This window comes from Halomicrobium sp. HArcht1-1, from assembly GCF_058933285.1.
Window position 1 is genome coordinate 851,013 of record NZ_JBZYDL010000001.1, and the last position, 12,413, is coordinate 863,425.

The following is a 12,413-nucleotide window of genomic DNA, read 5'->3' on the forward strand; positions in this document are numbered from 1 at the left end:
GGCGGCCCCGCCACCGACCCGATATGGAAGTCGGACTCGTCATTCTGGACGGCTGGGGACTGAACCCCGACACGGACACCCGGGACGCGGTCGCCGCGGCCGACACGCCAAACGTCGACCGATACCGCGAGATCGGTGCCGACAGCACGCTCGAAACCCACGGGCGTCGCGTCGGCCTCCCCGAGGGCCAGATGGGCAACTCCGAGGTCGGCCACCTCAACATCGGGGCCGGCCGCGTCGTCAAGCAGGACTCTGCCCGCGTCACCGACGGGATCGCAGACGGCACCTTCTTCGAGAACGACCGCCTGGAATCGGCCTTCGACTACGCCGAGGCCAACGACGGCGCGGTCCACTTCATGGGGCTGGTCTCTGACGGCGGCGTCCACTCCTACCAGAAGCACCTCCACGCGCTGATCGACTTCGCCGCCGACCGCGGCGTCGAGGCGGTCACCCACGCCTTCACCGACGGCCGGGACACCTCGCCGACCGGCGGCGAGGAGTACCTCGCCGAACTCCAGGCCCACGCCGCGGAGCGTGGAACGGGCCACGTCGCCACCGTCGCCGGGCGCTACTACGCGATGGACCGAGACCAGAACTGGGAGCGCACCCGCCGGGCCTACGACGCGATCGTCTCGCGCGAGGCCGCCCACAGCGCCGACACGGCGGTCGAAGCGGTCACCGACTCCTACGATCGGGGCGACACCGACGAGTTCGTCGAGCCGACGCTGGTCGAGGGCGAGCCTCGACAGACTCCCGGCGGCGAACGCCAGAGCAGTGGGCAGGGCCGGCCGGCGCTCGACGACGGCGACGCCGTGATCTTCTTCAACTTCCGCTCGGACCGCGCGCGTCAGCTCACGCGCATGCTGGGCGACGTTCGCCCAGAGGACTGGGGCGGCGACACGGAACCGCCGGAGGTCCGGCTGGTCACCATGACCCAGTACGACGCGACCTTCGACCTCCCGGTGGCCTACCCGCCCAACCAGCCCGAGGACGTGCTCGGCGAGGTGCTGGCCGAGACCGGCCACACGCAGCTTCGCCTGGCCGAGACCGAGAAGTACGCCCACGTCACCTACTTCCTCAACGGCGGCCGCGAGGTCGAGTTCGACGGTGAGATCCGCCGGATCGTCGAGAGCCCGGACGTGCCGACCTACGACCAGCAACCGGAGATGAGCGCACCCGCAGTCACCGACACCGCCATCGAGGTCATCGAGGACGACGACCCGGACGCGATGGTCTGTAACTACGCCAACGCCGACATGGTGGGCCACACCGGCGACTTCGAGGCCGCCACCGCGGCCGTCGAGGCCGTCGACGAGCAGCTCGGACGCATGGTCGAGGCGATCACCGAGGCCGGCGGTCACGTCCTCGTCTGTGCCGACCACGGCAACGCCGACGACATGGGGACCGCCGAGGACCCACACACGGCCCACACGCTCAATCCGGTCCCGTTCGTCTACCTCGGCCCCGACGGGACGGCGGCGGGCCGGGAGGCCCGCGACGGCGGGACGCTCGCGGATCTCGCGCCGACGATGCTGTCGCTGCTGGGGATCGATCAGCCCGACGCGATGACCGGCGAGCCGCTGATCGAGTGACGGCACTGGTCGGCCGTCCGTGGCCGTCGTCGACCGGCCCGGCGTTTCGTATCGACGCACGACCGGCGGTCGTCGTCCCGCGTTTCCGCGCTGTTCGACAGAAATACACACTATAAATGATTAATTTTTAGCCGGCGAAACACCATAGTACTGTCGCGGTCGGGCGTCCGCTACGGTCGCGGCCATCGGGGTGTCCGGATGTTGGGGGCACTGGCAGCTGCCCGATCGGTGTCGCCGTCGTACTGCCGTCCCGGCCGTCGAGGGATCACACATGCGACGACGGACGTACGTACGATCACTATCGGCGCTCGTGGGGCTCACGGGCGTCGGCGCGGCATCGGCACAGCAAGAGTACCCGACGTGGGACGCGAGCGCGACCTACTCGGAGGGTGACCGGGTCGTCTACGAGGGGACGATCTACGAGGCCCAGTGGTGGACACAGGGCGACGAACCCGGTAGCACCCAGTGGGGGCCGTGGAACGTCGTCGACTCTTCGGACGGTGGCTCCGACGACGGGAGCGACGGGGGGAGCGACGACGGGAGCGACGACGGCACAGACGGTGGCGAGGAGACCGACTATCCGGCCTGGGACGCCGGGACCACGTACACCGGCGGCGATCGGGTCGTCTACGAGGGGACCATCTACGAGGCCCAGTGGTGGACCCGAGGAGACAAGCCCGACGCCGGTGGACCGTGGGACGAAGTCGGTCCCGTAGACGGTGGCGGTGGGGACGACGGCAGCGGTGACGACGGCAGCGACGATTCGGACGGGGACACGGGTACACCGGGCGCGATCCCGGAGAACGTCTTCGCCCCGTTCGTCGACGTGGCCCTGGACGACCAGCAGGCGCTCACCGACGCGGTCTCGCACGCCGGGACGAAGTACTTCACGCTCGCGTTCGTCAACTCCGCCGGGGGCGAGCCGGCGTGGGCCGGCGACTCGAACCTGATCGTCGGCGAGAGCGGCGAACGCCTCGACATGCAGGGCCAGATCGCCGACCTCCGGGCCGACCACGACGGTGAGGTCATCGTCTCCTTCGGCGGTCTCAGTGGCACGTACCTCGCGGAGGCGGTGACGAGCGCGAGCACGCTCAAAGAGAAGTACGCGACCGTCGTCAATCGGCTCGACGCGCAGTTCATCGACTTCGACGAGGAGCAACACATCCGGGACAATCCCGAAGTCATCGAACGCCGGAACGAGGCACTCGCTTTGCTCCAGGCAGAGTACCCGGAGCTGTCGATCTCGTACACGCTGCCGGTGATGCCCAGCGGGCTCCCCGAGCAGTCGAGCAACGACGTGCTGTTCGTGCTCGAAGACGCGGCCCAGCGCGGCGTCGAACTCGACGCCGTGAACCTCATGACGATGAACTACGGCTCGGCGTTCGAACTGAACGGCGAGACCGTCGTCGACGCCGCCGAGAGCGTCCACGGACAGCTGGCCGACATCTATCCGGATCGGTCGGCCACAGAGCGCTGGAACACCATCGGCCTGACGCCGATGATCGGCCAGAACGACGTCGATTCGAACGTGTTCTACCCCGCGGACGCACAGACGGTGCTCGATTTCGCCCAGGAGAAGAACCTCCGGTGGCTGTCGTTCTGGGAGCTCGTCCGCGACAACGGCGAGGGGAGCGCGCTCTACGAGAGCAGCCAGATCGACCAGGAACCCTACGAGTTCTCGTCGATCTTCGACGCGTTCACGAGCGACAGCTGATACTGCCGGCTGTCACTTCGTGACGATCTTCGCTACCCCGGGGTGGCGAAATCGGTCACAGATGTACAGCCGGTAGTATGAACATCGAGGCACGGATCGCACGACGGCCGTGCGATCGGTGCGTCCATCCGTTCGAGCTCCGTAGCCGACACACTGTGGCGGTTCGCTCAGGCGTTCGCGACGGCGAATCGCACCTTCAGCGGCTCCAGGCTCTCGACGACGGCCGCGCGTTCGCGTTCGATCGCGTCGGGATCGCCTGGCGGGTACGCCCGTGCGAGTTCGAGTGCCCGGTCGTAGGCCTCGCGTGCGTCGACGAGCAGTTCGTAGGCCGATTCGTCGTTGTCGGCCGCCAGTTCCCAGTCGGCGGCGTCTGCACACGCCGCCGCGTGCTCTCGGTGGGCGGCGACGAGTCGCGCGAGCACGGTCTCGGCGTCCTCGCGGGCCGCCCGTTCGGCGTCGCTGACCGGCTCGTCCTCGTCGCCCAGCAGCGTGGCCGCGCGGCGGTACGCGTCGAGCGCCGCTTCCAGCTCTGTGGCGCTGTCGGCGGGCTCTGTGGCCTCGCGCGCGGACTCGTGGTGGGCGCTGGCCCGATCGAGGACGTGCTCGGCGAGCGTCGACTCCAGCACGTCGACGGCCGCGTCGACCGCGCGGGGCTTGTGAGCGGTGAACTCGAAGCGGTCGGTCCCCGTCTCGACGACGAGTGACTGTGTCAGGGTCTCAGTCCGTTTCTCGACGGTCTCGACGTCGTCGTAGGCGACTTCCGCGCAGAAGTCCGTCTCTTGGTCGGGCGGCACGCCGACGAGAAACAGGAGCCGACGGTCCGTGATCGCGGCGACGGCACCGTAGGCCGTGCCGGGTTCGATCACCGTCGTCTCGTCGCCGCCTCTCGTGAGTCCGACGCGCCTGTTGGTCAGGACGTGGTGGACCGTCTCCGCCGTGTCGCAGACGGCAGAGAGCGGTCGCTGGAGGAGATCGTCGGCGAGCGCGGCTATCTCGTTGTTTTCCGACGCCATGTGTCCCTACTCGTCGTTGTCCTCAGCGTCCACTGCCTCGATCGAACTATCAGCGATACGTCGCATAAACGTAACGGTCCCCCCAACGTGCGCGGGTGATCGATGCCTGCCCGTGGCGTCGTCGGCCCACGCGGCTCCCGCTGTGGCGTCGATCTCACCCGGTCCGAAAGGACAGATCCAGCGTCGGCGCGGAGTGAGTCAGCGATCCCATCGAGATCACGTCGACGCCGGTCGCGGCGTAGTCGGGCACCGTCTCGACGGTGATCCCGCCCGAGGCCTCCGCCAGCGCCGCGGCGTCGCTCTCGCGGAGCAACGCGACGGCCTCGCGCGTTTCGCCGGGGGGCATGTTGTCCAGCAGGACGACATCTGCGCCGGCCGCGGCCGCTCGGGGCGCGTCCTCGGGCGTCTCGACTTCTACGTCGAGCCGCGTCGCGAAGGAGGCCCGCTCGCGGAACTGCTCGATCGCTCCGTCCAGCCCCAGCTCGGCGACGTGGTTGTCCTTGACCATCACCATGTGCGAGAGGTCGAGCCGGTGGGTGTCACCGCCGGCAGCCGCGACGGCGCGCTTCTCGACGCCGCGCAGTCCGGGCGTGGTCTTGCGTGTCGCCGCGACGCGAACCTCGTCGTCGACCGCGCGGGCGGCGGCGACCGCGGCGTCGGTCTTCGTCGCGATTCCCGACGCGTGGCCGGCGACGTTGACGGCGACGCGCTCGCCTCGCAGGATCGCCCGCGCCGGTCCCTCGACGGCGAGCAGTACGTCGCCGCTCTCGACGGCGGTCCCGTCCTCGATTCGCTCTCGCACGGTCACGTCGAGGTAGTCGAAGACGGCCGTCGCGGCGTCGAGACCGGCGGCGACGCCGGACTCCGTGGCGAGGAGTCGGCCGGTGGTCTCGCCGGGCACGTCGTTGGTCACGTCGTGGTGGCCCACGTCCTCCCGGAGCCACCGCTCGATGTCGCTGTCGGTCAGCATCAGTCGTCGGCCCGGGGTTCGGGCTCTTCGGTCGGGTCGGCCTCGACGACGTGGTGGGTCCCGACGCTCTCGTCGTTCTCGATGGCGTGGCGAGTCACCAGCAGCGCCGTCACGCTGGCGTTGCGCAGTTCGTACAGCGACCGGGCGGTGCGCGTGCGGACGTAGGCGTCGACCTCGCCCTTGAGCCGCCGGAGGACACCCAGTGCGCGGTTCAGGTCCGCGGGGTCGCGTTCGATGCCGACGTACTCGTCCATCACGCGCCGCAGGCGCAGGAACTTCTGGCGGGCGAAGTCCTCGGGCAGGTCGGGATCTCGCTCCAGCAGCTCCGGCGCTTCGATCACCGTCGGCGCGTGCCCGGCCGCATCCGACCCGGCACGCAGGCCCCAGACCAGTCCCTCCAGCAGGCTCGTCGACGCCAGCCGGTTCGCGCCGTGGACGCCGGTCCGGGCGCACTCGCCGACGGCGTACAGCCGGTCGAGACTGGTCCGCCCGCGGTCGTCGACGGCGACGCCGCCACAGAGGAAGTGTTCGGCGGGCGCGACCGGGATCCCCTCGGTGTAGTCGACCCCGCGGTCGTCGCACTTCTCGGCGAGACCGGGGAACTCCGCGGCGAACGCTAGTGGGCTCACGTCCAGCACGACGCTGCCAGTCGCCTCGCGCTCGGCGGCGACCGCGCGGGCGACCACGTCGCGGGGCGCGAGTTCGGCGTCGTCGTGGTAGTCGGGCATGAACCGCTCGCCCGCACCGTTGCGCAGCAGCGCGCCTTCGCCGCGAACGGCCTCGCTGACGAGGAACGGGTCGCCGCCATCGCCCGTCGCGCTCGCGTCGCTGGCCGCGTCGGCTCCCTGCTCGCCCCCCACGTAGACGGTCGGGTGGAACTGGACGTACTCCATGTCCGCCACGTCTGCGCCGGCCAGTGCGGCCATGGCGATCCCGTCGCCCGTCGACCCGGTCGGGTTCGTCGAGTGGGTGAACAGATCGCCGATCCCGCCGGTCGCCAGCACCGTCGCACCGGCGTACAGCGGCGCGGCGTCGCCGTCGGATTCGAGCATCGCTCCGTGGACGCGCCCCTCGTGGCGGATCAGCTCCAGCGCCGCCGTGTCGTCTCGAATCTCGACGTTGTCGTGGTCGTCGAGGTAGTGCAGGAAGGGGACGTGGATGTGCTTGCCCGTGGCGGCGTCGACGTGGAGGATGCGGTCCTCGCTGTGGGCGGCCTCGCGGGTGAAGTCGTAGTTCTCGTCGCCGTTCGCTCGTTCCGAGGACTCCCGCTGGTCGTCCTCGCGGCTCTCGGCTGCGCCGCTCGCACTGTCTGCGGACTCACTTCGCTCGTCCGCACCGTCGAAGTTCACGTCCAACGTCTCGACGAGCACGTCCCGGACGGCCTCGTTGGCGTTCTCGACGAGCACGTCGACGGCGTCGGGGTCGGCCGTGCCGTCGGAGGCCGCGAGGATGTCCTGCTTGAACTGCTCGGGGTGGTCTCGGGAGACGGCGATCCCGCCCTGAGCCCACCAGGAGGAGGCACCTTCGGGACGGGTCGCTTTCGTGGCGACGACGACCTCCTCGCCCTCGCGTGCGCTGGCGAGGGCGGCAGCGAGGCCCGCGATCCCCGACCCGACGACGAGTACGTCGACCGTCTCGTGGTCCGTCGTTGCGCTCATGGTTCAGATCTCCAGCATTCGGTCGAGCGCGACCTGTGCAAGCTCTTTCTCCTGCGGTGCGACTTCGATGACGTTGCGCTCCCGGCCCGCCACCAGCTCTTCGAGCACCCACGCGAGGTAGTTCGGGTCGATCTGTCGCATGGCGTTGCAGTCCATGCAGGCCTCGCCACACAGCGGGACGACGTTCACCTCGGGGTGCCACCGCTGGAGGTGGTGGGTCAGGTGGATTTCGGTGCCGATCGCCCAGGTGTCGCCGGGATCGGCCTCCTCGACGACCTCACAGATCTGGGCCGTGGAGCCGGCCACGTCGGCCGCCTCGACGACCTCGCGTCGACACTCGGGGTGGACGATGACGTTGGCGTCGTCGTACTCCTCGCGCACCTGTTCGATGTGAGACTCGCGGAACCGCTCGTGGACCTGGCAGTAGCCGTCCCAGAGGATGATGTCGTTTGCGACGGCCTTGCTGGCGTCCTTGGAGTCGGGGTCCCACGGGTCCCACTCGACGATCTCGTCTTCGAGCCCCAGCCGGTGGGCCGTGTTCTCGCCCAGGTGCTTGTCGGGCAGGAAGAGGACCTTGTCGCCCTGTTCGAAGGCGTACTCGAAGGCCTTGTGCGCGTTCGAGGACGTACAGACCAGCCCGCCCTGCTCGGCACAGAAGGCCTTCAGGTCGGCGTAGCTGTTCATGTACGTGATCGGAACGACGTTGGCGTCGGTCTCGGCGGTCAACTCGGCCCACGCCGCGTCGACCTGGAGGGCCTCTGCCATGCCGGCCATCGGACAGGACGCCTCCATGCTCGGGAGGATCACGCTCTGGTCGTCGTCCGTGATGATGTCTGCGGACTCGGCCATGAACGTCACGCCGCCGAAGATCACGTAGTCGGCGTCGGCGTTGGCCGCCTCCTTGCTCAGCTGGTAGGAGTCGCCGATGAAGTCGGCGTGTTCGACGATCTCGCGGCGCTGGTAGTTGTGTCCGAGGATCACCACGTCGTCCCCGAGTGTGTCGAGCGCGCTCTCGATTCGCTCGGTCCGTTCGTCCTCCCCGAGATCCCGGTACTCCGGCGGGAGCTGTTCGAGGTTGTCGTACTTGAAGAGACTGAGGTCAGTCTCGAACTCCGCGGATTCCATTGCTGGCATAGCTGGCTACCCCTGTTGTCTCTTCCTACGGAACTCCGTATTGAAAAGATTTTACCTTCAATACACGAGAACGGTGGCGTTCTGGGAGTCGATGGCCGTCGTTGTAGCATCGTGGTGTTTGTTAGCACACAATCGGCTCGCGACCGCCGAGCGACGGGCCACGCGGAGGCCCGGAAGCCTCGGTACGATGGGCTTACCGATCGCCGGCCGGCGGTTGGCTCCAAATAACAAACCGCCCCACGGAGAGAGACGAGGGGTATGGGAAACAATTCGGGCGGTAACCCCGAATCGAACGGCGAGTCTGACGGGAGCACACGGCGGGCATTTCTGGGGGTGACACTCGGGGGCGCGCTCGTGGGACCCGCTGGCGTCGCCGGCACCGCGACGGCACAGGTAAGCGACAGCCAGTTCACGCTCGGCTGTGACTACGTCGAGGTTACCGACTCGACCGGCATCGACGCCGTCCGGGTCGCCTTCGAAGACGGCAGTTTCGTCCAGTCGAGCAACGGAGTCTCTCTCGACGACGGCGAGCCGGTCCGCTACGGCTCGCCGGGGCGAATCGTCGACTCGGTCACGATCAACGGCACGCAGACGGTCGACAACCCGGACCCGTGCCAGCGTCGACACAGAGCCACGACGTTTACGGCCACCAGCGTCCACGTCCCCGTGGGCGAGTTCGTCCTCTCTGGGGGCGTGCCGTCGGTGCTGACCTCGCGAGTCCGCTTGCACTTCGTCGACGGTACGACCGAGACGAAGCAGAGCTACAGCGAGGACGGCGTGGGCGACACCGACGACTTCCCGGAACTGTCCGGCATCCGCGACACCGACGGCATGGACGCCGTCCCGAACGTCTACCGAGGGAGCGGCCAGCACGCGGGCAAGACGATCGAAGCCATCGAGATCGAAACCGACCAGGACTACCGCCGACACTACCTCCGGAGCGACGTGGCCGAGGCCGCCACACTCGGCACGGAGACGCCCCAAGAACGCTGCGTCGAGGTCGTCGGAGCGAGCCAGGGCGACGTGAGCTACGAGCTGACCGCGACCGGACCGATCCGGCCGACGACGATCAACGACCGGATCGGTGCCGGCGACAACGACACCATCAGCCGGAACGACGACGGCACGTGGACGGTCAGTGGCTTCACCGGGAACACCGGCTACGGCGACTCGTTCGTGGTCAACGGCGCGATCACGGAGATCAGACAGACCGGCGGCGACGGCGACTACGTCGTCCGCGAGATGGAACGGCGCGTCGTCAGCCAAAGCACGGACGCTGTCGACAGCTCCCCGGACGGTGCCAGCGACGACGGTGGGGCGGACGGCAGCGGCGACGAACCCACCACCCACGAGGTCGCCGTCGTCGCCACCGAACAGGGCGAGGTGCGCTACGAGTTCACCGTCGACGGGTCGGTCGAGCGAGCGGTCGACGTGGCCGACGACCTCGTCGCCGAAGACAACGACACGATCACCGACAGCGGCGACGGGACGGTCACCGTCTCGGGGTACACGGGCAACCCCGGCTACGGCGACACCTTCCTCGTGACCGGGGACCTGACCGCCTTCGAGCGCACCGGCGGTGACGCTGCCTTCCGGATCGAACTCGACGGCGAGACCGTGACGGCCGACGAGCTGGTCGAACGCCTGTCCTGACCGGATCAGAACTGTTAGGGGAGTCGCCCGCGAGCATTCGGCCATGACCGACGCCGAGGAGCTCGCAGCGCGCGTCCGCGAGGGGGAGCTTCGCCTCTACGAACTCGAAGAGCACGCCGACGCCGAGACCGCCGCGAGGGCACGCCGACGGCTGCTGGCCGAGGAGACCGGCGTCGACCTCGAATCGGTCGGCGATTACACCTTCGAAGCCGCCGACGCCGAACCCAACGTCGAGAACATGATCGGCGCGGCCCAGGTGCCGATGGGCGTCGTCGGCCCCCTCCCCGTCGACGGGAGCGCCGCCGACGGCGAGCACTACCTCCCGCTGGCGACGACCGAGGGCGCGCTCGTGGCCAGTGTCAACCGCGGCGTCAGTACGATCAGGCGCGCTGGCGGTGCGACCGCTCGCGTGCTCAAGTCGGGGATGACGCGCGCGCCGGTCTTCAAAGTCGAGGACGTGGCCGCGGCCGGCGAGGTGTCGGCCTGGGTGCGCGAACACGTCGCGGCCCTCGCCGAGGCCGCCGAGGCGACCACCGGACACGGCGAACTCCAGGACGTGACTCCCTACGTCGTCGGCGACAACGTCTTCCTGCGGTTCTCCTACGACACCAAAGACGCCATGGGGATGAACATGGCGACGATCGCGACCGAGGCCGCCTGCGAGATCGTCGAGCGCGAGACGCCCGCCGAACTGGTCGCGCTCTCTGGAAACCTCTGTTCGGACAAGAAGCCCGCCGCGATCAACGCCGTCGAGGGACGGGGCCGCACCGTCGCCGCGGACGTGCTGATCCCCCACGAACAGGTCGAGGAGCGACTCGGGACCACTACGGAGGCCATCGCCGAGGCAAACACGCGCAAGAACCTCGTGGGCTCGGCCAAGGCCGGGGCGCTCGGCTTCAACGCCCACGCGGCCAACGTCGTCGCCGCGGCCTTCCTCGCGACCGGTCAGGACGCCGCACAGGTCGTCGAAGGCGCGAACGCGATCACGACCGTCGACGCCCGCGAGGACGGGCTGTACGCCTCGGTGACGCTGGCGTCGCTGGAGGTCGGCACCGTCGGCGGCGGCACGAGCCTCCCGACCCAGGCCGAGGGGCTGGACGTGCTGGGCTACGCCGGTGGCGGCGACCCCGCGGGCAGCAACGCCGACGCCCTCGCGGAAGTGATCGCCGCCGGGGCGCTGGCCGGCGAACTCTCACTGCTGGCGGCTCTCTCCTCGCGGCACCTCTCCAGTGCTCACGAGGATCTCGGTCGGTAGCAGACTCGCCTGGTCGATTTCGATCGATAGCGTCCCAACAACGCCGCTATTCCGGCTGCTGTCTTGCTCGTCGTCGTCTCTTCGACCCAATCACGTGGTTGATCTTACTGAACGAATCCAGTACACTTATACTGGCGATATTTGACAGGAATAGCCGTGGCCGCCGAACGGTCACCGAGTCAACACCACCGTCATGCCTCAGTACAACCGTCGGTCACTGCTCCGTGCGGGTGTCGCCGCCGGAACGGTCGCTACTGCCGGCTGCCGCGCTCCGCAGCGTCCGGAGCGAACGATACGATCCGATCGGCGACCCCCGGCGGGGACGTGGCCGTCACAGCACCGCGGCGTTCGAAACAGTCGCCACAGTCCGACTGCTACGCCACCGAGACAGACACCCCAACGCGAGTGGCGCGTCGATCTCCGGGGAACGGTGTTCCGGATGGTCGCAGCCGACGGGACGGTGTACTGTCTGACGCTGCGATCCGGCGCGTCGGGTGACGTGTACGCCGTCCGGGCGGACGGCGTGACACGGTGGCACGAGGCGGATCTCGACGGCGTCGGGTCGCTCGATTACGTCGCTGGGCGGCTGTACCTCGGCGGACGGACGTTCCGGGCGCTGGACGCGGCCTCCGGCACGGCGCTGTTCGAAACGAAGCTCCCGGAGGGACAAGCGTACTCGGCCGTCGAGCACCGCGGCACGATCTACGTCGCGACGAACACCGACGCGCTCTACGGGCTCGACGCGGACACCGGGGCGATCCGGTGGCACGCATCGACCGGTGGCGACCACGACATCAGCATCTACCAGGGGCGGCCACTCGTCTCCTCGCCGTCCCGAGTCCGCTGCTACCGGTCCGACCGTTCGGCGCTGAGGGCCCTCCTCGGCGAGCCACCGGCGATTCACACGTCCTGGCAGCCATCCCATCAGAGCGTCGCCGTCCTGTGGCCTGCCGTCGTCGACGGGACGCTGTACCGGGGAGCCGTCGGCACCGGTGGCCGATCGACCGTCCCGCTGATAGCGTACGATCTCGACGCGGGACAGCGGCGGTGGCACCGAGAACTGGCCAGTTACGTCTACACGCCGGCAGTCGACCCCGACGCCGGGCGCGTGTACACGTTCGCCCGTCCAGCGGGCGCTCGAACGTCCCACGGCACCGTGTACGCACTCGACAGCACCAGCGGCGCGACAGCGTGGTCACAGTCCCTCGACTTTCGTGCGGGCTGTCCCGTGATCGCCAACGAGACGGTGTACCTCTCCGGGCCAGACGCGGCCGGCGGGCGCGTCGTCGCCCTCGACGGCTCGACCGGCGCGGTGCGGTGGGAAGCCGGCGTCGGAGACAGACAGGTGAGCCACGCGCTCCTCTCGGTCGGCGACCGACTCTACGTCGGCGGCGCTGGGGAGCTGACTGCGCTGGCGTAGCTCG

General features: G+C 68.9%; 9 protein-coding genes. 5 read left to right on the forward strand and 4 right to left on the reverse strand.

The features are described 5' to 3' along the window. Nucleotides 1-23: 23 nt before the first annotated feature. Together gpmI and AC5FRZ_RS04630 are read left to right on the forward strand one after the other, a co-directional pair. Nucleotides 24-1,592: a 2,3-bisphosphoglycerate-independent phosphoglycerate mutase gene (gpmI, locus tag AC5FRZ_RS04625; protein ID WP_493564005.1), complete on the forward strand. Its 1,569-nt coding sequence runs from the start codon at nucleotides 24-26 to the stop codon at nucleotides 1,590-1,592. Nucleotides 1,593-1,863: 271 nt separating this feature from the next. Then, nucleotides 1,864-3,306, forward strand: a complete 1,443-nt coding sequence (locus tag AC5FRZ_RS04630) for a carbohydrate-binding protein (protein ID WP_493564006.1) — start codon at nucleotides 1,864-1,866, stop codon at nucleotides 3,304-3,306. Nucleotides 3,307-3,473: 167 nt separating this feature from the next. Here AC5FRZ_RS04630 and AC5FRZ_RS04635 read toward each other — a convergent pair whose 3' ends face one another. The 4 genes from AC5FRZ_RS04635 to nadA form a co-directional block, all read right to left on the reverse strand. After that, the gene (locus tag AC5FRZ_RS04635) at nucleotides 3,474-4,319 is read right to left on the reverse strand and encodes a hypothetical protein (RefSeq protein ID WP_493564007.1); all 846 of its coding nucleotides are present in this window, start codon (nucleotides 4,317-4,319) and stop codon (nucleotides 3,474-3,476) included. 154 nt (nucleotides 4,320-4,473) lie between these two features. Beyond that, entirely contained in the window at nucleotides 4,474-5,289 is an 816-nt protein-coding gene (gene nadC / locus AC5FRZ_RS04640) for a carboxylating nicotinate-nucleotide diphosphorylase (protein ID WP_208628827.1), read from the reverse strand. Then, on the reverse strand, nucleotides 5,289-6,947 hold the full coding sequence (locus tag AC5FRZ_RS04645; RefSeq protein WP_493564008.1) for an L-aspartate oxidase: 1,659 nt from the start codon (nucleotides 6,945-6,947) through the stop codon (nucleotides 5,289-5,291). The genes nadC and AC5FRZ_RS04645 overlap by 1 nt, the downstream gene beginning before the upstream one ends. Nucleotides 6,948-6,950: 3 nt before the next feature. After that, entirely contained in the window at nucleotides 6,951-8,081 is a 1,131-nt protein-coding gene (nadA, locus tag AC5FRZ_RS04650) for a quinolinate synthase NadA (protein ID WP_170093599.1), read from the reverse strand. A gap of 258 nt (nucleotides 8,082-8,339) precedes the next feature. Here nadA and AC5FRZ_RS04655 point away from each other — a divergent pair, with 258 nt between their 5' ends. The 3 genes from AC5FRZ_RS04655 (at nucleotide 8,340) to AC5FRZ_RS04665 (ending at nucleotide 12,409) form a co-directional block, all read left to right on the forward strand. After that, the gene (locus AC5FRZ_RS04655) at nucleotides 8,340-9,734 is read left to right on the forward strand and encodes a hypothetical protein (RefSeq protein ID WP_493564009.1); all 1,395 of its coding nucleotides are present in this window, start codon (nucleotides 8,340-8,342) and stop codon (nucleotides 9,732-9,734) included. Between the two features lie 43 nt (nucleotides 9,735-9,777). Continuing rightward, nucleotides 9,778-10,989 carry a hydroxymethylglutaryl-CoA reductase (NADPH) gene (gene hmgA, locus AC5FRZ_RS04660; protein WP_493564010.1) on the forward strand — a complete coding sequence of 404 codons (1,212 nt, stop codon included), beginning with the start codon at nucleotides 9,778-9,780 and terminating at the stop codon, nucleotides 10,987-10,989. 439 nt (nucleotides 10,990-11,428) lie between these two features. Continuing rightward, complete coding sequence (locus tag AC5FRZ_RS04665) at nucleotides 11,429-12,409, forward strand: outer membrane protein assembly factor BamB family protein (protein ID WP_493564011.1); 981 nt, start codon at nucleotides 11,429-11,431, stop codon at nucleotides 12,407-12,409. Nucleotides 12,410-12,413 lie beyond the last annotated feature (4 nt).

Coding starts and splice junctions, on each gene's coding strand:
- gpmI (WP_493564005.1), top strand. CDS start 24: ATGGAAGTCGGACTCGTCATTCTGGACGGCTGGGGACTGAACCCCGAC.
- AC5FRZ_RS04630 (WP_493564006.1), top strand. CDS start 1,864: ATGCGACGACGGACGTACGTACGATCACTATCGGCGCTCGTGGGGCTC.
- AC5FRZ_RS04635 (WP_493564007.1), bottom strand. CDS start 4,319: ATGGCGTCGGAAAACAACGAGATAGCCGCGCTCGCCGACGATCTCCTC.
- nadC (WP_208628827.1), bottom strand. CDS start 5,289: ATGCTGACCGACAGCGACATCGAGCGGTGGCTCCGGGAGGACGTGGGC.
- AC5FRZ_RS04645 (WP_493564008.1), bottom strand. CDS start 6,947: ATGAGCGCAACGACGGACCACGAGACGGTCGACGTACTCGTCGTCGGG.
- nadA (WP_170093599.1), bottom strand. CDS start 8,081: ATGCCAGCAATGGAATCCGCGGAGTTCGAGACTGACCTCAGTCTCTTC.
- AC5FRZ_RS04655 (WP_493564009.1), top strand. CDS start 8,340: ATGGGAAACAATTCGGGCGGTAACCCCGAATCGAACGGCGAGTCTGAC.
- hmgA (WP_493564010.1), top strand. CDS start 9,778: ATGACCGACGCCGAGGAGCTCGCAGCGCGCGTCCGCGAGGGGGAGCTT.
- AC5FRZ_RS04665 (WP_493564011.1), top strand. CDS start 11,429: ATGGTCGCAGCCGACGGGACGGTGTACTGTCTGACGCTGCGATCCGGC.